Consider the following 24,833-nt stretch of genomic DNA (forward strand, 5'->3'; position numbering starts at 1 on the left):
AGAATGTCCGATTCCAGCGCATTTCATCGCACTCCGCGCGCTACGATCGCCGCATGAAACTTGATCCCGATACCTGTTACCGCGCCGTTGCGTCGCATGACCGGCGCTTCGACGGGCGTTTCTTCGTCGGCGTGTCGTCCACCGGCGTCTATTGCCGGCCGGTCTGCGCCGTCCGCACGCCCCGGCGCGAGTCTGCTCGTTCTACGAGACCGCGGCGGCGGCCGAGAAACATGGCTATCGCCCGTGCCTGCGCTGCCGGCCGGAGCTCGCGCCCGGCCACGGGCTGGCCGATATCTCGGGCCGCCTCGCGCAGGCCGCCGCCACGCTGATCGACGACGGCTTCATGGCCGACGGCGGCGTGGCCCAGCTGGCCGCGCGCATCGGCGTGACCGAGCGCCATCTGCGGCGCCTGTTCGATGCCGAGTTCGGCGTCTCGGTGCTCGAATACGCGCAGACCCAGCGGTTGCTGCTGGCCAAGCGGCTCCTCACCGATACCGCCATGCCCGTGACCGAAGTCGCCCATGCGGCCGGATTCGGCAGCGTGCGCCGCTTCAACGATGTCCTGAAGACGCGCTACGGCCTCACCCCGCTTGCCATGCGCAAGCGCGCGGCCGACGGCATGGCGGATCGCCTCGTATTCGAGCTCGGCTATCGGCCCCCCTATGCATGGCACGTGCTCATGGGCTTTCTGGGCACGCGCGCGGTCGAGGGTATCGAGCAACTGCATGCCGATGCCTACCAGCGCACCATGGCGATCGAGAGCGGCGGGCGCCTGCACCTCGGCTGGGTGCGCATCGAGCACGTGCCGCGCCGGCTGGTGCTGCGCGTCACGCTGTCCGCCTCGCTGGCGCACGCGATTCCACAGGCGCTGGGCAAGGTCCGGCGGCTGTGCGACCTCGGCTGCCGCCCCGATGTGGTGGACCGCCATCTCGGAGAACTCGCCGACGCGCAGCGTGGCGGGGTGCCCGGTATCCGCCTGCCCGGCACGTTCGACGGGCTGGAGATCGCGGTGCGCGCGATCGTGGGCCAGCTGATCTCCGTCGTGCATGCGCGGCGGATTCTCGCGCGGCTCGTGGCCATCGCCGGCACGCCGTTGTCCGCGGAGGCCGCGCTGCCGACCCTGACCCACGTGTTCCCCACGGCGGCCGCGCTGGCCGCGTTGTCCGACGACGCCTATCGGGAAGCCGGGGTGCCGACCGGAAAGATGCGCGCCATCCGCGCGCTGGCCGGGCAGATCGACGCCCGGGCGCTGCGCCTGGACCCGCAGGCCCCGCCCGGGGAAACCGTCGCCGCGCTGCGCGCGCTGCCAGGCATCGGCGACTGGACGGCGCAGTACATCGCCATGCGGGCGCTGGGCTGGCCCGATGCCTTTCCTGCCACCGATTACGCGCTGCGCAAGGCGCTGGGTGTGGAGACCACGCGCGAGGTCAACGCGCGCACCGCCCAGTGGGCACCATGGCGCGCCTATGCCGCCGTTCATCTGTGGTTCCGGTACGAGCAGCGCAAGCTGCAGCCGGTAACCGACAACGACACCGCCGGGGAACCAGCATGACGACCGCTTCCATGACCGCCTACCGCATCGTCGAGAGCCCGCTCGGCGATATCGTGCTGCGCGCCGCCGACGGCGCGCTCACCGGGCTGTTCTTTGCGGGGCAGAAGTATTTCCCGCCTGATATCGACGCCGCCGCGGTCCGGGCCGGTGGCGCCCCGGCAGCCGACGCCCGCGTCCTTGCCCAGACCGCCGAGGAGCTGGACGGATACTTTGCCGGCGCGCTGCACGCCTTCTCGGTCCCCGTGCGGTTCGCCGGCAGCGCGTTCCAGCGCCAGGTCTGGCAGGCGTTGCGCGATATCGCGTTCGGGGGCACGGTCTCGTACGGGGAGCTGGCCGCGTCGCTCGGCCTGCCCGCGTCGCACGCGCGCGCCGTGGGCGGCGCGGTCGGCCGCAATCCGCTGTCCGTCGTCGTGCCGTGCCATCGCGTGCTGGGCGTCAGCGGCGCGCTGACCGGCTATGCCGGCGGCGTGGACCGCAAGCGGGCGCTGCTCGGGCTGGAGGGCGTGCCCGGGATTCCGGGCGTTTGAGGGCGGGGCGTACACTGCGCTTGTCACCCGGCGTTGTGCGCGAGTCGCTACCCCACGTTAGTCTGTGCCTCAAGTTATGCAACATTTTGCCGAAGGCCAAGGCAAGCGCTTGCGCCGCGCCGTCCGCCACGCGTACCATGCCGCGTTGGTCGCCACCCTGCTCTTTCGCGGCGCAATTCCCACACAGACGTAGCGTATTTCCCGTAGCGTAATGCCATGAGCCTCCGAGATTCCCGCGGGTCCGACCCGGCACAACCCCTTTCCCAGATGTCGCAGGGGGAAGACGAAGACCAAGAACAAGAGACGTCGCGCTCGGACGAACGCTACCGCCTGACACATGTCTCGCAGATCGGCACGGTGCTGCGCGATCTGGCGTGGCAGAAATGCCTGCTCAGCGTGCGTTCGCGCAGCGGCTCGGAGATCGTGACGTCGATTCTTCACGTCGATCCGGCCCAGCGCACCTTTATCTTCGACTGGTGCCGCGCCGATGGCGAGCGCCAGGCACTGATGGCGTCGGACCAGAACGCGTTTTCGGGCCTGCTGCGCGGCGTGCCCGTGAACTTCCTCGTCGGCACACCGGGCGCGACCCGCTTCGAGGGCGGCCCGGCCTTTATCGCCGACTTCCCGGAAAAGCTCTACCACTTCCAGCGCCGCCGCCATTTCCGCGCGCGTACGCTGCTGACCAAGGGGTATCGCTGCGAGATCCGCATCGAGGACGGCGCGGAGACGCGCGTGCTGCAGATGGATATCGCCGATCTCTCGCTGTCCGGCGTGGGCCTGCGGTCGCGCGCGGTGGGCGCCGAGCAGCTGCCCGTGGGTACCACGGCCAAGCGCTGCCTGCTCGACTTCGGCGAACTCGGCCGGCTGGAACTGGACATGCAGGTCGTCGGCCACTGGATGGTGGGTTACGATGACAACACCGTCCACCACTACGGCTGCGCGTTCCTGAATCCGGACGGCCGCATGGAAAACTTCCTCCAGCGCCTGGTATTCGCGCTCGAACTGGCCGCCCGCGGCTGACCCGGGGCGCGGCCGTCAGCTGGCGATCAGCTTGCCGATGGCCGCCGCCGCTTCGCGCATCGGCGTCAGCAGGCGCGCGATCATTTCCGCTTCCGATACACGCGTCGCCTTGACGCTCACACTGACGGCAGCCACCACGGTGCCGGACAGCGCGCGCACCGGCACCGCGATCGCGCGCAGGCCCGGTTCCAGTTCCTCGTCGATCAGCACGTAGTCCACCTCGCGCGCGCGCGTGAAGGCGGCCTCGAGCTCGGTCCGGGACACCTTGGTCTGCAGCGTGCGCGGCCGCAGTTCCGCGTGCTCGAAGAACGCCTCGAGCACGGCCTCCGGCTGATAGGCCAGCAGCAGCCGGCCAATCGACGTGCAGTAGGCCGGGAGGCGGCTCCCCATCCCCAGCGAATGCGTGAGCACGCGCTGCACCTCGGACCGCACCAGATACAGGATGTCGGTGCCATCGAGGATCGCCAGCGCCGACGTTTCGTGGATGCGCGTGCTCAGCGTGTCCAGAATCGGCTGGGCGGCGGAGACCAGGGACGTCGAGGAGAAGTAGGCATGGCCAAGGTGGAGCACCCGCGGGCGCAGCGCGAAATGGCCGTCCTGCTGACTCACGTAGCCGAGTTGCTCGAGCGTATAGAGACACCGGCGCACCGAGGCGCGGGATAGCTGGGTCCGCTGGGCGACCTGCGAGATCGTCAGCGGCCGCTTGCGTTCGGAGAACGCCTCCAGCACCGTCAGGCCGCGCGCAAGCGACAGCATGAAGTTCGGATCGCCGGCAAAGCCGGTCAGCAGGTCCGAAGGGGGACGGGCGGCGCGCACGGTGTCGGCATGCGCGGTCTGGAGGCGAATCGGATTGGGGGCGTCCATGGGAAATGCGTGGCCTGGAGCGTTCGATAATCGCGCATCTTAACGTCTCGCGAAACGCCTTCGCCCCTTCGGAGCAAAAAAAAATGTCGCCGCTGGTGCGCATGGATGACCATGCAGGCGGCGACCTTGGGAAGGACGTCGTTCAAGACGGGGGTCTCGGCGACAGGTCCAAGTATAGAGAGCCTCACAGAGACATTACATACAACTTCGGTGGGGGTCGTCTGTTCGCCACTACGGCTTGCCCAGGAACAGGTAGTAGGCATACTGCCCGCCACTTGCGCGCCCATAGCCGAGATAAAGCGGCCCGACCGGGCTGTCGAGCCCCAGAAACATCGCCGCCGATTTCAGCAACCCGGTCGGACTGCCCGGTACGAGCGGCGAGCCGACCCGCCCGGCCTCGAGCGACACGCCCGCGTAGACGCCTTCGAGCAACGTCTGCCGGAACAGCTTGTTGTAGTAGACGAGCCGCCCGAACTGGATATTGCCCCCCAGCAGCTGCCCCGTGCTGAACCCAGACTGCTGAAGAAAACCGCCCCACTGGAACAGGTCGTAGCGCGGCAGCGGCGGTCCGACGTTGCCGCCGAACCGGAACCCGAGATTGAACGTATGCGGACCGAACGATTCGACGTACGTGCCCGTCAGCTCGGCCTTGGTATAGGTCGCGGTGGCGCCCAGGCCCGCCTGCGATCCATAGATGTTGAGCGTGGCCCCGTAGCCGTCGCGCGGAAAGTTGATGCTGTCGAGCTGGTCCACGAGCACCCGGCCCGTGACCGCGCGCCGGTCGATGCCACCCGACCCGGGATCGAGCGTGCCCGGCCCCGTGCTCAGCGATGCATTCTCGTGGCCGATCAGCATGCCCAGCCGTGCCTCGCCGTATTTCGTGAACTGGCTGCCCACGTCGAGCGCGGCGTCGATGCGGCGCACATCGTAGGCGGCAATCCGCGTGTCGCCGCTGAAGATATTGATCGTGCGCCGCTGGAGCTCGATGCGCGGCGCAACGAAGAACAGCTGCCGGGTGTCGAGCGGCTGGTAGAACTCGCTGGTAAGGCTCGATGTCTGCCCCAGCTGCACGTCCGTGCGCCACTCGGCGCCGAGCTGGTTCAGCCATGTGCGCCGGTAGCTGGCCAGCACGTTGAAGTACGCGTCGCCGCGAAAGTCGGAGCTCAAGCCCAGCCCGAAGCGCAGATAGTTGGGCCCGTACGATTTCTCGATCGCATCGACCGAGAGAATGCGCTTGCCGGGTTCCTCGAGAAACCGGTAGTTGATGTGCTCGAAGTCGCCCGTCCCGAACAGCCGCCGCACATCGCGATCGAGCGCGTCCTGGCTGATCGGCGCCTGCGGCTTCGTCTCCATTGTCGCGTACACGAAGTCCGGGCTCACGCGCTCCAGCGGCGCCAGGCGGATCTCGTCGACGGGACGCAGGTCCGGCGGTGGCAAGGCCTGCTGCGACGCGCGCAGCTGCGCGTACGCATCGGGCGGGAGCGAGAGCGCGGCCAGCCGGTCGGCCACCTTCTGCGCGGCCGCTTCGCCGATCGGAATGGTCTTGGTCAGATGATCGAAGTCCCCCGCCGAGAAGCCGCCGAGCTCGGGCGCGATCAGGATGTCCGTGGGCCGCAGCGACGCCAGCGACGCGCGCACGTTCTGCTCCGTCAGGATATTCAGCATCTGGCTCGTGACGCCCAGCAGCGACGTCAGGCTCTCGCGCTTCATCAGCGGCGTGCCAAGGTTGACCGCGATGACGATGTCGGCGCCCATGGCGCGCGCCACATCCACGGGAAGGTTGTCGGTCAGGCCGCCATCGACGAGCAGCTTGCCCTGGTACTCGGTCGGCGCCACGGCGCCCGGCACCGACATGCTCGCGCGCATGACGTTGGCGAGTTCGCCCTCGCGGAACACCACCGCGCTCCCCGTGACGAGATCGGTGGCCACCGCGCGGTAGGGAATCGGCAACTGGTCGAAATCGCGATAGCCGGGCACGTTGGAGAGCTTGCGCAGCACCGTTTCCAGCTGCACGCCCGACACCGCGCCCTTGGGCAGCAGCAGGCCATCGGCGCGCACGCCGATCTCGGGCGTGAACAGGTTGGTCTGGTCGTCGAGCTTGCGGCGCACCGCGAGGTCCTGGCGCGGCGGCCGCTCCTTGAACAGCGCCTCGGTGGAGATGCTGGCCACGAGCGTTTCCATGGCGGGTACGCTCATCCCCGCCGCATAGGCGCCGCCCACGAGCGAACCCATGCTCGTCCCCGCGATGCAGTCCACCGGCACACGCATGGCCTCGAGCACCCTGAGCACGCCGATATGCGCCGCACCTCTGGCGCCACCGCCGGACAGGACGAGGCACACGCGCGGGCGGTCAAGCGCGCGCCGCGCTTCCTGCGGGGTGCCGTCCGCGGCAGCGGCGCCCGTCGCGGCGACCCAGGGTAGCCACAATGTCGCCAGCAGTGTCCAGACGGTGGATGCGCGCATAAAGGGCTCGCCCGGTAACGGAAAAGTCCCGGACAAGGCTAGCAGCGCGGCGCGCGGTTGGACGCGGCGGAGCGGCCCCGTCGAAACAATTCAGCATGGACGCCGGAAGCGTGCATATCGGCGCAGGAATATACTGACGCGGTGTCTGCAAACGAAGATTTTTCCGTGTCACAGAATTCCGAAGAAGATCCGCGCCCGATGCCGCCCGAGCGTCCGGGCGACAACGAGTGCTGCGGGAGCGGCTGCGACCCGTGCGTATTCGATTTCTACGCCGACGAGATGGACCGCTACCGGCAGGAACTGAAGGCGTGGGAGGCCCGCCAGGCCACCCGCGAGCACAAGGCCGGCGCGTGAGCGATCTGCTCGACTTCGTGCTGCGGCATCCGCGGCTGTTCGTGCTGACCGGCGCGGGCATCAGCACGGACTCCGGCATTCCCGGTTACCGCGACGAACGGGGCCAGTGGCAGCGCTCGCCCCCCACGACGCTGCAGGCGTTTGTCGGCTCCCATGCGGCGCGCCAGCGGTACTGGGCCCGCAGCATGCTCGGCTGGCCCATCGCGGCCAATGCCACGCCCAACGTCAGCCATCACGTGGTGGCCGCTCTCGGCGCGCGGGAGCGGGTATCGGCGCTCGTGACCCAGAACGTGGACGGCCTGCACCAGCGTGCGGGCAGTCCCGACGTCGTGGAGTTGCACGGCAGCCTGCGCGGCGTGGTGTGCCTGTCCTGTGGCACGTGGTACGAGCGCGCGGGCGTGCAGCAATGGCTATGGGACCAGAACGCCGCCCTCCGCGACGTCATCGCGAGTCCGCTGGCCGATGGCGACGTCGAACTCGAAACCCCGCTGTTCGCCGAATTTCGCGTGCCCACCTGCGAGCGTTGCGAAGGCATGCTGAAGCCGGACGTCGTGTTCTTCGGCGAGTCGGTGCCGCTCGACCGCGTCGATCGCGCGCGGGACGGGCTCGATCGCGCCGATGCGATGCTCGTCATCGGGTCATCGCTGACCGTGCGCTCGGGCTATCGGTTCGCGCTGTGGGCGCACGAGGCCGGCAAGCCCATCGCGGCGCTGAACCTCGGCGTCACGCGCGCGGATCCGTTGCTGTCGCTCAAGGTGGAAGCGCCGATCGGCCTTGCGCTCGCGACGCTCGCCGCGCAGTTGCATATCGACATCCCCGCGCGTTGACGGGCGGCGGCGGCGGGCGTAGTATCGGCGCGTCGCACTTCAACCAATGATTGCGTCACCAGTTATCGCGTCCCCAGTTATCGCGTCCCCAGTAATCGCGTCCCCAGTAATCGCGTCCCCAGTAATCGGGTCCCCACATGTCGCCGTCCCTCGCCTCCGCTCGCGTCGTTGTCCGTCCGGTCTCCGGTCGGGCGCAGCCGCGGGCGCGCACGCGTGACGCACGTCGTGGTGTCGTTCGTCCTGTCGTGGGCGTAGTGGGCGTAGTGGCCGTGGTGGCCGTGGTGGCTGGCGTAAGCCCGTCGCTGTCGCCGCCTCTCTCGCCGCCCCTCTCGCCCCCGCTGTCCCCGCCGCTTTCGCCGCCGCTTTCGCCGCCGACAGCACCGCCGCGCGGCTGACCGCCGCCGCAGCCTACTCCTCCGGCTTTCCGCATCGAATGCCTGACGCGTGCGAGTGATCGCACCGCGTGCCGGAGGCTATTCGGTTCTCGACAGGACACAATATGACTTTCGACAGAAATGTCGCCGCGGGCTCGAGCACGAGCACTTCGGCGACCGATGTACACGCGACCCACTTGCACGACGCGGCCGATTCTCGTTCGGCCACGATGGCCGCCTTCGCCTCGCATGGCGCCACCGCGCTATTCGTACTGCTCTGGAGTGCGGGCGCGATCTTCAGCCGCCTTGGCCTCGCGCATGCTTCCCCTTTCGCGTTTCTCACGTTCCGCTTCGCGCTGGCCTTGAGCGTGCTGGTCGTCATCGGCCTCGTGCGCCGGCGCCTGCTGCCCGCGCGCGGCACGCGTGTGCGCGTGGCCACGACGGGGTTGCTGCTGATCGGCGGCTACACCATCACGTACCTGCTCGCGCTCGAGCACGGCATTACGCCGGGCGTGCTGGCCACGCTGCTCGGCGTGCAGCCGATTCTCACGCTGCTCTGGGTGGAGCGACGCGTATCGCCGAGCCGGCTGGCCGGTCTGGCGCTCGCGCTAGGTGGGCTGGTCCTGATCGTCGCGCACAGCATCGCGCTCGCGCGCTTCTCGTGGATCGGGCTGCTGTGCGCCGGCGCCGCGCTGCTGTGCATGACGTCCGGCGCGATCCTGCAGAAGCGCATCGCGCAGGCGCCCGCCGACGTGCTGCCGCTGCAGTACGCGGTCGGCTTTGCCGCATGCCTGGTATGCGTGCCGTTTCAGCCGTTCACGTTCGAGGTCACCACGGGTTTTCTCGTGCCGCTCGTCTATATGGGCCTCGTGATCTCGGTGATTGCCACGCTGCTGTTCTACCGCCTGATCGCGGCCGGCAATCTCGTCAATGTGACGAGCCTGTTCTATCTGGTGCCGCCGGGCACGGCGCTGCTCGATTACCTCTGGCTCGGTAACCGGCTGTCGCTGGCGTCGCTGGCTGGCATGGCCGGCGTGCTCGCGGGGCTCATGCTCGTGTTCCGCACGGGCGCGGCCGGCCGTACTACTTCTGCTTGACCTGCACGCGAATGCCGTCGGGCGCCACGGTGATGGCGCCCGGTTCGATCTCGGTGCCGTTCACCTTGAGCTCGTCGGGTTTGAACGTGTAGAGCGGATAGTCCTTGAGCAGTTGCTGCGCGACCACCGCACCGATCGCCTTCAACTGCTCGTTGTACTGCGGCATGCCCTGGACCTGCACCTGCTCGACGGTCGGATTGTCGAGCAGTACCGCGCGCTGCGTGGCGTCATAGCGGATGCCGCTGTTGACCGCGAGCGAGCCGTTGACGGGCGGCGAGGGCAATATCGTATTGGTGAGCGCGGCATCGACGAGCGTGGTCACGCGATTGGTCTCGCCGTCGAGCGTCAGGCGCGGATGGGACAGCTTGACGCTGACCAGTTCGCCATAGCGCAGCGAGGCCGGAAAGCGCTTGTCGACCGCGGTCTGCAGTTCGGCCTTGGAGAACGTGTATTCGCCGGTCCAGATGTTGTATCCGGCTTGTGCCGCGCCACAGAGCGTTGCGACGCCTGCGGCCAGCAGCGATGCGCGAAGCATGCGAAGCATAGGTGCCCTCGGTGTTACCGTCTCAGGGATGCGGTCTCGATGATGCAGTCTCAATAATGCGGCGGAATCTCGTGCTGCGGGTTGGACTCCGCGGCCGTGCCGGCGCCCGCGTTGGCGCGCATCTGGTGATACAGCGCGCGAAACTGCTCCTGCAGCAGATCCAGCTGCTGCTGCTGGCGCGCCACGGTCAGGTTCAGGGTCTCGATCAGGTCTTCCTGAAAGGCGACCTTGATTTCGAGGTCGATCAGGCGGGATTCCATGGCATCTCTCCGGTTGGCCGCGCATTGTAAGCCACGGCCAGCGCGGAGCGATCGCACGTGTCGCCTCAGGGCATCTTCGGCACGACGAGGATCATCCACGTGACGCCGAACCGGTCGGTCACCATCGCGAACAATTCGCTGAAGAACGTCTTGGCCGGGGCCATCACGACCTGACCGCCCGCGGATAGCGCCTGGAACGCCTTTTCGCAGCTCTCCTTGTCATAGACCGAATACGACAGGGAAATTCCCTTGAATTCGGCCTTGCCCGCATTATTGCCGTCGGACGCCATGATCAGCGAGTCGCCGACCCAGAACGCGGCATGCATGACCTTGTCCTCGCTGCCGGGCTTCTGCACGCAGCCGCCCTCGCCGGACGGCGGTTCCGGGTTGTCGCGGAACCGCATCATCATTTCCACGCGCGCGCCAAGCGCGTCCTTGTAGAACTCGATCGCCTCCTCGGTGCGACCCTCGAAGAACAGGTAGGGCTGGATCTGCGCCATCGTCATCTCCTTGTCGGTGCGGCATGCCATAATTGTGTACGCCGTCCACAAGAGCCTAGCAAAGAAAATCGGGAACGTCCACATCGTCACGGCGGCAGATGTTTGGCGTGGGCGCGCGGGCATGTCACAATTCACGGTTTGCAAGACGTCGAGCGACGCCCGCGCCCCGTGTGAACCCGGCGGCGCATCAGCGCGGCGCTCCACGACGGCGCCGCCTTGATGGCGCTCCTTTTTTATCTGGATTCTGGCGATGACTACCATCCTGCAGCACATTCCCTCCGGCCAGCGCGTCGGTATCGCTTTCTCGGGCGGCCTCGACACCAGCGCGGCCCTCCTTTGGATGCGCCAGAAGGGCGCGATTCCCTACGCCTACACCGCCAACCTCGGCCAGCCCGACGAGCCGGACTACGACGACATTCCCCGCCGCGCCAAGGCATACGGCGCCGAGGAAGCGCGCCTCGTGGACTGCCGCTCGCAACTGGTGGCCGAGGGCATCGCCGCGCTGCAATGCGGCGCGTTCCATATCTCGACGGCCGGCATCACGTATTTCAACACCACCCCCATCGGCCGCGCGGTCACCGGCACGATGCTCGTGGCGGCGATGAAGGACGACGGCGTCAACATCTGGGGTGACGGCAGCACGTTCAAGGGCAACGACATCGAGCGTTTCTACCGCTACGGCCTGCTGACCAACCCGGGCCTGCAGATCTACAAGCCGTGGCTCGACCAGCAGTTCATCGACGAACTGGGCGGCCGCGCCGAGATGTCCGAGTTCATGCGCCAGAACGGCCATGACTACAAGATGTCGGCGGAAAAGGCGTACTCGACCGATTCGAACATGCTGGGTGCCACGCACGAGGCGAAGGACCTCGAGCATCTGGACTCCGGCATCCGCATCGTGCAGCCGATCATGGGCGTGCAGTTCTGGCGCGACGATGTGGAAGTGAAGCGCGAGGAAGTGACGGTGCGCTTCGAGCAAGGCCAGCCCGTGGCCCTGAACGGCAAGACGTTCGCCAACAGCGTCGATCTGTTCATGGAAGCCAACCGCATCGGCGGCCGCCATGGCCTGGGCATGAGCGACCAGATCGAGAACCGGATCATCGAGGCCAAGAGCCGCGGCATCTACGAAGCCCCGGGCCTCGCGCTGCTGTTCATCGCCTACGAGCGCCTGATCACGGGCATCCACAACGAAGACACCATCGAGCAGTACCGCGACAACGGCCGCCGTCTGGGCCGCCTGCTGTATCAGGGCCGCTGGTTCGACCCGCAGGCCATCATGCTGCGCGAAACCGCCCAGCGCTGGGTGGCGGGTGCCGTGACCGGCGAAGTGACCATCGAACTGCGCCGCGGCAACGATTACTCGATCCTGAACACCACGTCGCCGAATCTGACCTACAAGCCGGAACGCCTGACGATGGAGAAGGGCGAGTCGATGTTCACGCCGCTGGACCGTATCGGTCAGCTGACGATGCGCACGCTCGACATCGTGGACACGCGCGAAAAGCTGCAGACCTACGCCAAGACGGGCCTGCTGTCCTCGAGCGTGAGCCCGGCACTGCCGAAGCTGGAAGACTGACGCTTCCCGCCGCCCCGAAAGACGCCGCCGCGACATCCGTCGCCGCGGCGTTTTTCTTTTGGCACAATGACGCGTTGCCTACCAACGCGAGACTCCACGCCATGCCAGACTTCACGATGCAGTATCGCCGCCTCGGCGCCAGCAATCTCAAGGTATCCACGCTGTGCCTGGGCACCATGATGTTCGGGGACCAGACCGACGAGGCCGAAGCGGGCCGGATCGTCGCGAGCGCGCGCGATCATGGCGTCAATTTCATCGATACCGCCGACGTCTACACCAAGGGTGCCTCCGAAGAAATGGTCGGGCGTCTGCTCGCCGGTAACCGGACCGACTGGATTCTCGCGACGAAGCTCGGTAACCAGATGGGCAGCGCGCCGAACCAGTCGCACTACTCGCGTACGTGGATCATGAACGAGATCGACGCGAGCCTGCGCCGGCTCGCGACCGACTATGTGGATATCCTGTACCTGCATCGCGATTTCATCGGCGAGAACCTCGAGGAGCCGGTGCGCGCGATGGGCGACCTGATCCGCGCGGGCAAGATCCGCTACTGGGCCGTGTCGAACTTTCGTGGCTGGCGCATCGCCGAGGTCGCGGGCCTGTGCGACAAGCTTGGCGTGCCCCGGCCGGTTGCGTGTCAGCCGTATTACAACCTGCTGAACCGCATGCCCGAAGTGGAAATCCTGCCGGCGTGCAACCACTTCGGATTGGGCGTGGTGCCGTACAGCCCCATCGCGCGCGGGGTGCTGACGGGCAAGTACCTGCCGGGCCAGCAGCCAGACGCCAACTCGCGCGCGGGCCGCGCCGACAAGCGCATGATGGAAACCGAGTTCCGCGAGGAATCGCTGGTGATCGCGCAAACGCTGAAGGCTCACGCGGAAGCACGCGGGCTGAACGCGGGACAGTTCGCCACCGCGTGGGTGCTCGCGAACGCGTTCGTGAGCTCGGTCATCGCCGGCCCGCGCACGCTCGCGCAGTTCGAGGACTATTTTGGTGCAGTGGGTGCGGCGATCTCGGCGGAGGAAGAGGCGATGGTCGATGCGCTCGTGCCGAGGGGCCACGCCTCGACACACGGCTACAACGATCCCAGCTATCCGTTCGTCGGCCGATAGGTTCGTCGGCCGATAAGCGGCGCAACACGTCGTCACGCGCACCCTTGTGTAGTTCGGCGGCCGATAAGCGGCGCAATACGTCGTCACGCGCACCCTTGTGTACTATTCGTACACGGCGGGCGCGCGTTCCTAGTCTTGCTTGCTTCTCGGCCCCCGAACGCTCGGCCGGAAAAAAAGCGACCGAGTGACGCGCTCGCTGCCCTGTGCGTTCTCGGTGTTGCGCTTCCGCAGCCATCTGTTTGAATTCGTGCCTCAGGGCACATCCCCGCTACGTTTCCGCGCCGATCCGAGTAATATCAGAAACAGACAGCGCGCTTCGGATGAAGCGCGTTCTGCCTGGGGATATGAGCCGGTATGCCGGCCGAAACGGCTGGCATCGGCGCAACCGGATGCCGAAACGTGTCACGACGTGGCTGGATTCTCGCGGGCGTGGCGGTGGCCTTGTGTGGCGGTGCCTACATCGTCGTAAGCATCGTCGCGAACGAGGTTCGCACGTCGCAATGGCAGGCGCGCTACCTTGGCCGCCTCGGCAAGTCGTTGACATTTGAAGTCCAGCCCGGCCGCAGCGACAGCATACGGTTTCCCCATTCCGGACCCTACGACGAACGTCTCGGCTACGAGCGGCTGCCCGAGTTCGGCGAGCGCCTCGAAGCGCGCGGCTATGTGCCGATTGCGCAGGCCCGCATGTCGCCCGACATGGTGCGGCTCATGGACGAAGGCATCTTCCCCGCGTATCGGGAGAAGAACCAGGCCGGCCTCGTCATCCGCGACTGCAATGCACTGACGCTCGCCCTGGAGCGCTATCCGCAACGGCAATACGACGACTTCGAAGCGATCCCGCGCGTCCTTGTCGATGCGCTGCTGTACGTCGAAAACCAGAACCTGCTGCATCCCGAGTATCCGATGATGAACCCCGCCGTGGACTGGCGCCGGTTATCGCGCGCGGTGCTCGATCGCGGCATCCGTCTTGCGAACAGCTCGCATCAATCGCCGGGCGGCAGCACGCTCGCCACGCAGATCGAGAAGTACCGCCACTCGCCCGAAGGCAAGACGCAATCGGTGCCCGATAAATTCCGGCAGATGGCATCGGCCTCGCTGCGGGCCTATCTGGACGGCCCCGATACGCAGCGCGCGCGCGAGCGCATCGTTACCGATTACCTGAACACCGTGCCCTTGTCCGCGCGCGCGGGCCATGGCGAAGTCAGCGGCATGGGCGACGGCCTGTGGGTCTGGTACGGCGAGGATTTCAACACCGTCAATGCGCTGCTGCGTCAGATGAATCCGCGCGACCCCACGCCGCGGCAGGCGCAGGCCTACAAACGCGCGCTGTCGCTGATCATCTCGCAGCGCCGCCCGTCGTTCCATCTGCGCCGCGACGATACCAACCTCGACGCGCTCACCGCCAGCTACCTGCGCCTGCTGGCCGCGGCGGGCATCATCACGCCCGCGTTGCGGGACGCGGCGATCGCCGCGTCGCTGGACAAGGCCGCGCCGCCGGAACGCCCCGACCCGGCACCATGGATCACGCGCAAGGCCGTCAACCAGGTGCGCAACGATATCTCGCATCTGACGGGCATTGCCAGCCGCTACGACCTCGACCGGCTGGATCTGACCGTCGATAGCAGCATCAATCGCGAAGCGCAGCGCATCGTCACGGATACGCTGGTGCGCATGCGCAATCCGTCCGATGCACGCGCGATGGGCCTGTATGGCAAGAACATGCTGCGCGACAACGACGACCCATCGCGGCTCGTGGCGAGTTTCACCCTGTTCGAGCGCGTGGGTAACACGAGCCTCGTGCGTGTGCAGGCCGACAACGTAGACCAGCCGTTCGACATCAACAGCGGCGCGCGGCTCAACCTCGGTTCCACGGCCAAGCTGCGCACGCTCGTGACGTACCTGGAGGTCATCGGAGATCTGCATGCGCGCTACGCCGACGCCAGCCGCGAAACCCTGACCGCGCTGCAGGTGCCGCGGCAGGATGCGCTCACGCGCTGGGCCGTCGATTACCTGATCAAGGCCCGCACGCCACAGGAGCGCTCGCTCGACGCCATGCTCGAGGCGGCCATGGATCGCAAGTACTCCGGTAACGCGGGAGAGTCGTTCTACACCGGCGGCGGCATGCAGACATTCACGAACTTCGAGCGCTGGGAAGGCGAGCGCCAGATGACCGTGCGCGTGGGCTTCCAGTTCTCGGTCAACCTCGTGTTCATTCGCATGATGCGCGACATCGTGCGCTACGAGCTCTACCAGACCCACCCCGACGCCGGCACGCTGCTCGAAGACCGAAGCTCGCCGGGGCGGCGCGTATGGCTCGAGCGTTTTGCCGATCAGGAAGGCAGCGCGTACATGACCGCGTTCTACCAGCGCTACCGCGGCAAGACATCCGACGAACGGCTCAAGGTATTGCTCGACCGCGTGAAGATGCCCACGCCGCGCCTCACGGCGGTGCGGCTCTCGGTCACGCTGCTGAGCGCGCGGCCGAACACCGACTACGACACGTTCGCGCGGACCGTGCAGGCGCGCATGCCCAAGGCGCACAAGCTCACCGACGAGGAACTGGAGGCGCTGTTCGCCAAGTACGGCAAGGACAAGTTCAACCTCAACGATCGCGGCTATCTGTCGCGCATCCATCCGCTCGAACTCTGGATGGTCGAGTATCTCGGCAATCATCCCGACGCGACGATTGCGGAGATCCTGGAGGCCAGCGCCTCGCAGCGGCAGGAAGTGTACGCATGGCTGTTCAAGACGCGCAGCAAGCTCGGGCAGGACGCCCGTATCCGCACGCTGCTCGAGCGCGACGCGTTCCATCGCATCGCCAGGCGCTGGCAGCGGCTCGGTTATCCGTTCGATACGCTCACGCCGTCCTATGCGACGTCGATCGGTGCGTCGGGCGATCGCCCGGCCGCGCTGGCGGAGCTCGCGGGCATCATCCTCAACGGCGGCATCGACGCGCAGCCGGCCGCGGTGCAGCGCCTCGACTTCGCCGCGGAGACGCCGTACGCGACCTACTATTCGCTGCAGCCGGGACAGGGCAAGCCGCTGATCGCGCCGGAGATTGCCACCATCGTGCGCCGGTCGATGCTCGATGTGGTCGAGAACGGTACCGCGCGTTCCATCCGCGGGGCGTTCGTGCCGTCGGCCAAGGTGGGACAGCCGCCCGCCATGCCGCTCCCCATCGCAGGCAAGACGGGGACGGGCGACCAGCGCTTTCAGACCTACGGTCCGGGCGGACGCGTGATTTCCTCGCGCATCGTCAATCGTTCGGCGACGTTCGTATTCCTGCTGGGAGATCGGTATTTTGGGACGGTGACCATTCACGTACGGGAACCGTACGCGGTGCGCTATGCGTTCACGAGCGCGCTGGCGGTCCGGGTGTTGCGCACGCTCGCGCCGCAGGTCACCGCGATGGCGACGCCCGGCAGCGACGCGACCCTCCTGCGCTGCCGGAACTGAAACGTTGCGTCAGCGTTTGCGCCGGACGAGGTCGTAGAGAAACAGCAGCACGATCGCGCCCACCACCGACGCAATCCATCCGGCCGGCTCGCCGGGCAGATACCAGCCAGCGGCGCGTCCGACATAACCCGCCACGATCGAACCGAGCACGCCGAGCAGGATCGTCATGATCCAGCCCATCTTGTCATCCCCAGGCTTGATCGCGCGCGCGATCAAGCCGACGACCAGTCCCACGAACACCGTACCGAGAAATGCCATCATGATGCGACTCCTGTAACGGATGACGCCTCTCTCCCTCGGGGAGAGGGAGAGAAGCAGGGGGGCCTACACCTCAGGTCTTTCGCGAATTGATCACCGCCTCGGCAACGTTCGCCGGGGCCTCGGCATAGTGCTTGAACTCCATCGTGAACGTCGCACGGCCCTGCGTGAGCGAGCGCAGCGAGGTCGAGTAGCCGAACATCGTCGCGAGCGGCACCTCCGCGCGCACGATCTTGCCGCCACCGCCGGCAATGTCCTCCATGCCGTGCACGATACCGCGCCGCGAAGACAGATCGCCCATCACGTTACCCGTGAACTCTTCCGGCGTCTCCACTTCGACCGCCATCATCGGCTCCAGCAGCACGGGCTTGGCGCGGCGCATGCCTTCCTTGAACGCCATCGACCCGGCCATGCGGAACGCGTTCTCGTTCGAGTCCACGTCGTGGTACGAACCGAACACCAGCGTCGCCTTGACGTCGACGACCGGATAGCCGGCCAGCACACCGGTGTTCAGCGTCTCCCGAATGCCCTTGTCCACGGCCGGGATGAACTCGCGCGGCACCACGCCGCCCTTGATCGCATCGACGAACTCGTACCCGCCGCCCTGCTGCAGCGGCTCGAGGTTCAGCACGACGTGGCCGTACTGGCCACGACCGCCGGACTGCTTGACGAACTTGCCCTCGACGTCCTTGGCCGCGTTGCGGATCGTTTCGCGATACGCCACCTGCGGCTTGCCGACCGTGGCCTCGACATTGAACTCGCGCCGCATGCGATCCACGAGGATTTCGAGGTGCAGCTCGCCCATGCCCGAGATGATGGTCTGGCCCGATTCCTCGTCCGTCGCCACGCGGAACGACGGATCTTCCTGCGCCAGGCGGTTGAGCGCGATGCCCATCTTCTCCTGGTCGGCCTTGGTCTTCGGCTCCACGGCCTGCGAGATCACGGGCTCGGGGAAGCTCATGCGCTCGAGGATGATGACGTGGTTCGGGTCGCAGAGGGTGTCGCCCGTGGTCGCTTCCTTGAGGCCCACGGCCGCGGCGATATCGCCCGCGCGCACTTCCTTGATCTCGTTGCGCACGTTCGCATGCATCTGCAGGATACGCCCGAGCCGTTCGCGCTTCTCCTTCACCGCGTTGTAGACGGTATCGCCGGATTCCACCACGCCCGAATAGACGCGGAAGAAGATCAGCTGGCCCACGAACGGGTCCGTCATGATCTTGAACGCCAGCGCCGAGAACGGTTCGTCGTCGCTCGGATGGCGCTCGGCTTCCTTGTCGTCCTCGGTGTGACCGAGAATGGCAGGCACGTCGGCAGGCGACGGCAGGTAGTCGATCACGGCGTCGAGCATCGTCTGCACGCCCTTGTTCTTGAAGGCGCTGCCGCATAGCATCGGCACGATCTCGCCCGCGATCGTACGCTGGCGCAGACCGGCCTTGATCTGGTCTTCGGTCAGCGTTTCGCCGCCCAGGTAGGCGTTGAGCAGATCCTCGTTGGCTTCCGCCGCCGCCTCGATCATCTTCTCGCGCCATTCCCCGGCCGTCGCCACGAGCTCGGCCGGAATGTCGCGGTATTCAAAGCGCACGCCCTGTGAAGCGTCGTCCCAGACCACCGCCTTCATCTTGACGAGGTCGACCACGCCCTGGAAGCCGTCCTCGGCGCCCACGGGAATCTGGATCGGCACGGCATTGCCTTTGAGCCGATCGACGATCTGCGTCTGCACGCGGAAGAAGTCGGCGCCCACGCGGTCCATCTTGTTCACGAACGCGATGCGCGGCACCTTGTACTTGTTGGCCTGGCGCCAGACGGTTTCCGACTGCGGCTGTACGCCGCCCACGGCGTCGTACACCATGCAGGCGCCATCGAGCACGCGCATCGAGCGTTCCACCTCGATCGTGAAGTCGACGTGTCCCGGCGTATCGATGATGTTGATGCGGTGCTCGGGGTAGTTGCCGGCCATGCCCTTCCAGAAGGCGGTGGTCGCGGCGGACGTGATCGTGATGCCGCGTTCCTGCTCCTGCTCCATCCAGTCCATGGTCGCCGCACCGTCATGAACCTCGCCCAGCTTGTGGTTGACGCCGGTGTAGAACAGGATACGCTCGGTCGTCGTCGTCTTGCCGGCGTCGATGTGCGCACTGATACCGATGTTGCGGTAGCGTTCGATGGGGGTCTTGCGGGGCACGGTGAATTCTCCTGGATAGGGCACCACGGGCCGTTAGCGTAGCACCAACGCGCGACTTTCGCGCGCGGCGGGCCGGCCGCCTCGGACGGCCTTGTCGGACGCCGCCCTACGGCGGTTGCGGTGCCGGGTCCCTACAATGTCGTGGTGATTTCATTGAAGACAAGATGAAAGGCGGATGCCATGGGTAGTCGCAGGGATTTTCTTGTTTCGACGATGGCCGCCGGCGCCGGCCTGGCGGGATTCTGGGCGGCCGGTGGCGCCTGGGCGCAGGCAGCCGCAGCGCCGGGCGTCATGTTTTCGGCCGCGCAACCCGGCGGCGCGTTGCCGGCCGGCTGGCAGAACATGCCGGTCGTACGCGGCAAGACGCTGACCCAGTACAGCCTGGTGGCCGACCAGGGCAAGACGGTGCTCCAGGCGGACGCGAAGGCGGCGGCCTCGGGGCTGCTGCACGAGGGGGACATCGATCTGTCCCGGACGCCGGTGGTGACCTGGCGCTGGAAGGCGTCGCCGATCCCGAACGCGGACAACAGCGTCAGCGACCGCGAGGATGCCCCGGCCCGGCTAGTGTTCTTCTTCGACGGCCAGGCGGACAAGCTGTCCATCGGCGAGCGCGCCGAGCAGCTCGCCGCCAGCATCGGCGGCGAAAAGCTGCCCTATGCCACGCTGATGTATATCTGGACCGCGAGCGCCCCGCCGGGGACCGTCATTCCGAACCCGCACACCGGCCGCGTGCAGATGATCGCCGTCTCGGGCGCGCCGGGCGATGCCGGGAAATGGCTCAAGCTGCGTCGCAACGTCGTCAGCGACTTCGAAAAGGTCTTCCACGAGAAGCCCGGCAAGCTGACGGGCTACGGCATCCTGACGGATACCGACAATACCGGCGCCACCACGCGAGCGTGGTACGGCGATATCGCCTTCAAGGCAAACTAGGGGTTCAGTGCCCGGGCGGCGTGCTGCGCGCGATGCTGTCGCGCAGGGCGTCCGCCACGCGCGCGACCAGCGTGCGGTCGTCGAGGCCGTCCGCGGCGGCGCCGAGGGCCTCGCGCACACTGACCACCTTGGCCGGATCGTAGTGCCGGCCGCTGCCAATCGCGTCCTCGAACGCATTGGCCCGCGCATTGATCTCGACGGGATCGGCGGTCACGAGCAGCACCGCATGGGCAAGCACCAGATGCCGCTGGCCGTCCGCCGACTGGATCGCCGCGGGCGCGCGCCGCCAGTACTGCGCGGTCCCGGCAATCTTGCGGGCTGCGTCCATCGGCCCCCAGGCCAGGTTGTAGCGGCCGTCACAAAACGAACCCTCGACGGCCTGCCAGTGCGTGTCCACACCCACCGCGCGCAGGCCGTCGCCCAGCACCTCGCATAGCTGGATGTACACGGGCTCCATCCAGCTGGCGGCGCCGCGCGGCAACATGTAGGCCAGGCTGATATTGAGGATGCCCGGGCCCTGCGGCACCAGTCCGCCGCCAGACATGCGCAGCCAGACCGGACATCCCTGACCGGCGAAGGCCTCGCGGGCCGCCTCGACGCCAGGGGCGCGCAGATAGCTGCGCGGAATCACGAGCGCGAGCGGTGCTTCCCAGAGCTGCGCCACCGGACCGCGCGCGGCCGCGTCGAGCAACGCGAGTTCGCCCTGCAGCGGGTCGGCTTCCAGCGGATCGGGTATCGCGAAGGTAAAGGGCATGCCTTGCATTCTCGCTCAGAAGCCGACCCGCGGACGCGCTCAGTCGAGGCTGGGGCGCGATGGCGATTGCAGCGACCGCGCAATGTCGGCCGCCATCTCGAACGACTTCAACCGCGCGGCATGGTCGTAGATCATGCCGGTCAGCATGAGTTCGTCGGGCTGCAGATCATCGACAAAGCGCTGCATGGCCTGCCGCACAGTGTCGGCACTGCCCACGGCCGAGCACGCGAGCGACCGGCGGATATGGTCGGCCTCGCTCGCATCCCACAGTCGCGTGATGTCGTCGACGGGCGGCTTCAGCTGCCCCGGCGTGCCCCGGATCAGTGCAAGGAACTGCTGCTGCAGCGAACTGAACAGCCGCTGGCCTTCCTCGTCGGTGTCGGCCGCGAACACATTCAACCCCAGCATCACGTGCGGGCGGTCGAGCTGCTCCGAAGGCCGGAACGTACGGCGATACAGATCCACGGCCTGCCGCATGAAGCCCGGCGCGAAGTGGGAGGCGAACGCGAACGGCAAGCCCATCGCGGCGGACAGCTGCGCGCTGAACAGACTGGAGCCGAGCAGCCACAGCGGCACCTTGAGCCCGGCGCCAGGCACCGCGCGCACCCGCTGGCCGGGGCGCACGTCGTCGAAGAAGGCCTGCAGTTCCTCGACGTCCTGCGGGAACGTATCGGCGCTGTCGTGACTCAACTGCCGGCGCAGCGCGCGGGCCGTGGCCTGGTCGCTGCCCGGCGCGCGTCCCAGGCCGAGGTCGATGCGGCCCGGATACAGCGAGGCGAGCGTGCCGAACTGCTCGGCGATCACCAGCGGCGAATGGTTGGGCAGCATGATGCCGCCCGAGCCCACGCGGATCGTCGATGTGCCATTGGCTACGTAGCCGATAAGCACCGACGTGGCCGCGCTCGCGATACCGGGCATGTTGTGATGTTCGGCTAGCCAGAAGCGGCGATAACCAAGGCGTTCCGCGTGTTGGGCGAGGTCCAGCGAGTTGCGCATGGCCTGGCCCGCATCGCTGCCTTCCACGATCGGTGAAAGGTCGAGCAGGGAGTAGGGGGTCATTTTGGGGGGGGCGCGCGATGCGTGTCGCGGGAATCGGTGACTACAGACGGGCTATGGTAATCACCGATGCGCGATCGTGCTGGCGACCCGAGAGACCCTGTAGGCCGTATGGTGACCGCGTTACTGCTGGGCCGCGGGTTGTGGCTGCTTGTCGTCCTTGGCCTGGCGCTGCGCGGCGATCGCCTCCTGCAGACGCTTCCATTCGTCGAAGCCCCCGGCCAGCGCCCAGGTGTTCTTGTAGCCAGCCACGCGCAGCCGTTCGGCCAGCACCGCGGCGGAATATTCATGCGGACAGGCACAGTAGATGACGATGTCGTCCGATACCGGGTAGTCGCCGAGGATATCCAGCGAAGCCTTGAGATCCATGACCAGCGCGCCTGGAATGCGCTCGATCGGCGAGGCGCCATAGGCGCGCACATCGACCACGAGCGGCAGCGTGCCGCTCGCGCGGCGGGTTTCCAGATCCATCACCGTCATGCGGGGCACGCGGCCCGCGCGGCGCAGCAGGCGAAAACGCTGCCAGAATCGCCAGGCGATAAACAGGCCGAACGCCCCGACTACCATGGCCAGCGCGATAGGACCGTAGGTGCTGAACGCCTCGAGGATCGTATCGACGAAATCGCTGAAGACCACGCCAGCCAGCAGGGCGCCACCGGCCCATACCAGCGCGCCGAGCGCGTCGTAGAACAAAAAGGTGTGAAGCGGCGTGTTGGTCATGCCCGCCATTGCCGTGGACAGCGCGCCGGCGCCGGGCAGCAGCTTCGCGAACACGAGGGAACGCGGTCCCACGCGCAGATACAGCGACTGTGTCTGACGGATGCAGCTATCCGGAGAGATCGACACGCGGCAGATCGTGCGCAGCATCGGCTGGCCGAGGCGGCGGCCCGCGAAATACCAGGCGGTATCGGCAATCAGGCAGGCGGCCACGACGGCGAGCAGCACCACGCCGATGGATGGTCCATCGACCTGCATCGATAGCGCGCCGGCGACGAACAGCATCGGATACGCGGGCACCGGCAGTCCCGCCTGTTCGGCGAGCACGCTCAGGAAAACCAGCGTCACCCCATGTCCGTCGAGCAGGCCTTGCAAATCGCCCACGGCAATCACCCCTCGGTAACCAGTACAGACCGACAGTGTGCCAGTCCGATCTGTCTCTTGCACGCATGCCCTGTGAATAATGCGTTCAGATTCGTTAAACGGGCTGTTAAAAGATGCTGGATTTCGATGCCGCGTCGCCCGCGTCCGTCCCGATGGCCAGCCTGCGCAGTTCGGCGTCGAGTGCGCCAGCGGCTTCGAGGAACCGCGGCATGCGGCGGCGGATGGCGACGGGTCTGGCGCGCCCGAGCGCCTGCTCGAGATCCTCCGCCGCGGCCACCATGGCCGGATACCGCGTCAGGCCGCCGCTGCCCTTGATGCGATGGACGTGCGAGGCAGCGGCCCGCCAGTCCCCGGCGTTCACGGCGCGCGAAAGCCCCGCCAGGTCCTCGGCCATGGCCTGGAGCAGCCGATCGACCAGTTCGCGGAAGAGCGCCCCGTCGCCGCGCGTGATGCCCCCCAGCGCCGGCCCGATATCGTTCGCGCCAATCCTGCCCGTCATCGCGTGCCGCTCACACCAGGCCGCGCTCTCGCGCGAAGTCCACGAGGTCCACGAGCGACTCCACGTGGAGCTTGGCCATGATGCGCGTCTTGTAGCTGCTGACGGTCTTGTTGCTGATGAACAGGGACGTGGCGATCGTCTTGTTCGACATGCCGCGCGCGAGCATCTGCAGCACCGTGACCTCCTTGTCGGACAGCCGGCTCAGTGCGGGATCCTCCTCGACGGGCAGCAGGTCGCCATGCAGCGGTACCGGATGCCGGCCGCCCGACGGAAACACGGTGTAGCCGGTCAGCACCGTCTCCACGCAGCGCATGAAGCCCGTCATGTCCTCGGTCTTGCTGCAGAATCCCTGTGCGCCCGCATACCAGGCCCGCGCGGCGAACAGCCTCGGGTCCTGCGCCGATATGACCAGGATGCGAACGTCGGGCTGCGTCGTGCGCAGGCGCATGGCCACGTCGAGGCCGCCGATGCGGGGCAGGTCCAGATCGAGCACGACCAGATCGGGTTTGTGCGCACGCACGGTCTCCAGCGCCGTCTGGCCGTTGTCCGCTTCCAGTACGTTCTCCAGCCCGACCAATGCCGACAGCTGCACGCGCAGTGCAAGCCGTACCGGTGGATGGTCATCGACGATGAGTATCGTTGTCATGCTTCGCTGCCTCGTTTCGAGCATCGTGCCACGACTGCATCCCGACGGCTGTCACGCCGAAGATGTTGACAAGTCGCGCTGTCACGCATGGTCACGAAGTATAGGGAAGGGGTGCAGCGAGCGGACCAGTGGGGATTCTGCATTGGTACCGCGAATTTTCCGCAAGACGCGGAAAAAAATCGCGGCCCACCGCGCACAACGGAGGGCCGCCAATCGGGAATGCGAGGAGGTCAGATTCCTCAAGAAGAGTTATCGTCACGCGAGCCCTTCCTTTCTCCCCACTTAGGTGGGGATTGCCGCACATTTTGGCGAAGAAGGTCAGGCGATCAGGCGTTTGGGCTGGATATTGGCCGCCGCGGCTTCGCGCAGGCGCCGCACACCCGCCTCCATTTCCGCATGCGCGGCATCGAGCCAGGCGATGCGATGCCGCACCGGATCGTTCGGCGACAGATCGCGCTCGGCAATTTCGCGCAGGAAGTAGCGCACCATGCTTCCCGCCTTGGCCGGCACCGGCATCATCCCGAGCAGTTGATCGCGATGCAGCACGCCATTGCTGGCGGCATGCCGCAGTGCGGCCCAGGCCGTGCGGCCGAGCGCGACGTACAGGGCGCGCGGCCCGATGTCGCCGGCGCGCGCAAGAAACTGCTCCTCGAACGTGGCGCGCAACATCGGCACGTCGAGCAACTCGTCGAACGGCCCGTCGAACACGAGGCCGCGCCGCGTGGTGACGAACGGCAGCAGGGCCATCGGCTGGATGCGCTCGAAGCCTTCGTTCCACAGCGCGGCCGCATGGGGCAAGCCGATGAGTTCGGGTACCCGGAAATGGTCGAGCATGCGAATCAGGTTCGGGCGCACGAGGCGCCCACCCAGTTCCACCCGTCGCT

At 66.9% G+C, this 24,833-nt stretch carries 22 protein-coding genes and 1 pseudogene (1 of these 23 running past the window's edge); 10 read left to right on the forward strand and 13 right to left on the reverse strand.

Translation table 11 applies throughout. From position 1 onward, the window contains the following. Positions 1 to 53 precede the first annotated feature (53 nt). The 3 genes and pseudogenes from FOB72_RS27200 (at position 54) to FOB72_RS27210 (ending at position 3,099) form a co-directional block, all read left to right on the forward strand. Positions 54 to 1,552, forward strand: a pseudogene (locus FOB72_RS27200) (DNA-3-methyladenine glycosylase 2 family protein). A gap of 11 nt (positions 1,553 to 1,563) precedes the next feature. Next, positions 1,564 to 2,079, forward strand: coding sequence for a methylated-DNA--[protein]-cysteine S-methyltransferase (locus FOB72_RS27205; RefSeq protein ID WP_150377463.1), 516 nt, complete (start codon positions 1,564 to 1,566; stop codon positions 2,077 to 2,079). Positions 2,080 to 2,346: 267 nt separating this feature from the next. After that, positions 2,347 to 3,099, forward strand: a complete 753-nt coding sequence (locus tag FOB72_RS27210; protein ID WP_411859884.1) for a flagellar brake protein — start codon at positions 2,347 to 2,349, stop codon at positions 3,097 to 3,099. Positions 3,100 to 3,114: 15 nt separating this feature from the next. On the opposite strand, the gene FOB72_RS27215 is transcribed toward FOB72_RS27210, so the two are convergent. Further along, positions 3,115 to 3,963, reverse strand: a complete 849-nt coding sequence (locus tag FOB72_RS27215) for an IclR family transcriptional regulator C-terminal domain-containing protein (protein WP_150376062.1) — start codon at positions 3,961 to 3,963, stop codon at positions 3,115 to 3,117. Between the two features lie 231 nt (positions 3,964 to 4,194). Beyond that, positions 4,195 to 6,426 carry a patatin-like phospholipase family protein gene (locus FOB72_RS27220; RefSeq protein WP_150376064.1) on the reverse strand — a complete coding sequence of 744 codons (2,232 nt, stop codon included), beginning with the start codon at positions 6,424 to 6,426 and terminating at the stop codon, positions 4,195 to 4,197. A 165-nt stretch (positions 6,427 to 6,591) separates the two neighbouring features. Between FOB72_RS27220 and FOB72_RS27225 the strand changes: the two genes are divergently transcribed. The 3 genes from FOB72_RS27225 (at position 6,592) to FOB72_RS27235 (ending at position 9,078) form a co-directional block, all read left to right on the forward strand. After that, complete coding sequence (locus tag FOB72_RS27225; protein ID WP_411859851.1) at positions 6,592 to 6,780, forward strand: oxidoreductase-like domain-containing protein; 189 nt, start codon at positions 6,592 to 6,594, stop codon at positions 6,778 to 6,780. Then, positions 6,735 to 7,607 (forward strand): NAD-dependent protein deacetylase, encoded by an 873-nt coding sequence (locus FOB72_RS27230; protein ID WP_411859852.1) that lies wholly within the window; start codon positions 6,735 to 6,737, stop codon positions 7,605 to 7,607. The genes FOB72_RS27225 and FOB72_RS27230 overlap by 46 nt, the downstream gene beginning before the upstream one ends. 604 nt (positions 7,608 to 8,211) lie before the next feature. Continuing rightward, entirely contained in the window at positions 8,212 to 9,078 is an 867-nt protein-coding gene (locus tag FOB72_RS27235; RefSeq protein WP_191002439.1) for a DMT family transporter, read from the forward strand. Here the strand turns inward: FOB72_RS27235 and FOB72_RS27240 are convergent. From FOB72_RS27240 to FOB72_RS27250, 3 genes are all read right to left on the reverse strand, one after another. After that, entirely contained in the window at positions 9,065 to 9,622 is a 558-nt protein-coding gene (locus tag FOB72_RS27240) for a DUF1439 domain-containing protein (RefSeq protein WP_150376070.1), read from the reverse strand. The two genes, FOB72_RS27235 and FOB72_RS27240, sit on opposite strands and share 14 nt — an antisense overlap. A gap of 50 nt (positions 9,623 to 9,672) precedes the next feature. Continuing rightward, a complete protein-coding gene (locus FOB72_RS27245) occupies positions 9,673 to 9,882 on the reverse strand; it encodes a SlyX family protein (protein ID WP_150376072.1) in 210 nt (69 codons plus the stop codon). A gap of 65 nt (positions 9,883 to 9,947) precedes the next feature. Then, on the reverse strand, positions 9,948 to 10,382 hold the full coding sequence (locus FOB72_RS27250) for a VOC family protein (RefSeq protein WP_150376074.1): 435 nt from the start codon (positions 10,380 to 10,382) through the stop codon (positions 9,948 to 9,950). A gap of 250 nt (positions 10,383 to 10,632) precedes the next feature. Between FOB72_RS27250 and argG the strand changes: the two genes are divergently transcribed. From argG to FOB72_RS27265, 3 genes are all read left to right on the forward strand, one after another. After that, positions 10,633 to 11,958 (forward strand): argininosuccinate synthase, encoded by a 1,326-nt coding sequence (gene argG / locus FOB72_RS27255; RefSeq protein WP_150376076.1) that lies wholly within the window; start codon positions 10,633 to 10,635, stop codon positions 11,956 to 11,958. 101 nt (positions 11,959 to 12,059) lie between these two features. Continuing rightward, positions 12,060 to 13,070 (forward strand): aldo/keto reductase, encoded by a 1,011-nt coding sequence (locus tag FOB72_RS27260; protein ID WP_150376078.1) that lies wholly within the window; start codon positions 12,060 to 12,062, stop codon positions 13,068 to 13,070. A 399-nt stretch (positions 13,071 to 13,469) separates the two neighbouring features. Further along, positions 13,470 to 16,526: a transglycosylase domain-containing protein gene (locus tag FOB72_RS27265; protein ID WP_150376080.1), complete on the forward strand. Its 3,057-nt coding sequence runs from the start codon at positions 13,470 to 13,472 to the stop codon at positions 16,524 to 16,526. Between the two features lie 9 nt (positions 16,527 to 16,535). On the opposite strand, the gene FOB72_RS27270 is transcribed toward FOB72_RS27265, so the two are convergent. Beyond that, the gene (locus FOB72_RS27270) at positions 16,536 to 16,787 is read right to left on the reverse strand and encodes a GlsB/YeaQ/YmgE family stress response membrane protein (RefSeq protein WP_150376082.1); all 252 of its coding nucleotides are present in this window, start codon (positions 16,785 to 16,787) and stop codon (positions 16,536 to 16,538) included. A gap of 70 nt (positions 16,788 to 16,857) precedes the next feature. After that, positions 16,858 to 18,963, reverse strand: coding sequence for an elongation factor G (fusA, locus tag FOB72_RS27275; RefSeq protein ID WP_150376084.1), 2,106 nt, complete (start codon positions 18,961 to 18,963; stop codon positions 16,858 to 16,860). Between the two features lie 180 nt (positions 18,964 to 19,143). Here fusA and FOB72_RS27280 point away from each other — a divergent pair, with 180 nt between their 5' ends. After that, on the forward strand, positions 19,144 to 19,893 hold the full coding sequence (locus tag FOB72_RS27280; protein ID WP_150376086.1) for a DUF3047 domain-containing protein: 750 nt from the start codon (positions 19,144 to 19,146) through the stop codon (positions 19,891 to 19,893). Positions 19,894 to 19,897: 4 nt separating this feature from the next. Here the strand turns inward: FOB72_RS27280 and FOB72_RS27285 are convergent, their stop codons facing one another. From FOB72_RS27285 to FOB72_RS27310, 6 genes are all read right to left on the reverse strand, one after another. After that, positions 19,898 to 20,647 (reverse strand): lipoyl protein ligase domain-containing protein, encoded by a 750-nt coding sequence (locus FOB72_RS27285; RefSeq protein ID WP_150376088.1) that lies wholly within the window; start codon positions 20,645 to 20,647, stop codon positions 19,898 to 19,900. 39 nt (positions 20,648 to 20,686) lie between these two features. After that, positions 20,687 to 21,706 carry an LLM class flavin-dependent oxidoreductase gene (locus FOB72_RS27290; protein WP_150376090.1) on the reverse strand — a complete coding sequence of 340 codons (1,020 nt, stop codon included), beginning with the start codon at positions 21,704 to 21,706 and terminating at the stop codon, positions 20,687 to 20,689. Positions 21,707 to 21,826: 120 nt separating this feature from the next. Next, complete coding sequence (locus tag FOB72_RS27295; protein ID WP_150376092.1) at positions 21,827 to 22,804, reverse strand: DedA family protein/thiosulfate sulfurtransferase GlpE; 978 nt, start codon at positions 22,802 to 22,804, stop codon at positions 21,827 to 21,829. 106 nt (positions 22,805 to 22,910) lie between these two features. Continuing rightward, positions 22,911 to 23,303, reverse strand: coding sequence for an Hpt domain-containing protein (locus FOB72_RS27300; protein WP_150376094.1), 393 nt, complete (start codon positions 23,301 to 23,303; stop codon positions 22,911 to 22,913). Between the two features lie 10 nt (positions 23,304 to 23,313). Then, complete coding sequence (locus FOB72_RS27305) at positions 23,314 to 23,949, reverse strand: response regulator transcription factor (protein ID WP_150376096.1); 636 nt, start codon at positions 23,947 to 23,949, stop codon at positions 23,314 to 23,316. A 318-nt stretch (positions 23,950 to 24,267) separates the two neighbouring features. After that, on the reverse strand, positions 24,268 to 24,833 hold the 3' portion of the coding sequence (locus FOB72_RS27310; protein WP_150376098.1) for a hypothetical protein. Its footprint extends 256 nt past the window's final position; 566 of the gene's 822 nt are visible here — the last part of the coding sequence; its start codon lies off the right edge, out of view; it ends in the stop codon at positions 24,268 to 24,270.

This window comes from Cupriavidus pauculus (assembly GCF_008693385.1).
Classification (GTDB): domain Bacteria; phylum Pseudomonadota; class Gammaproteobacteria; order Burkholderiales; family Burkholderiaceae; genus Cupriavidus; species Cupriavidus pauculus_D.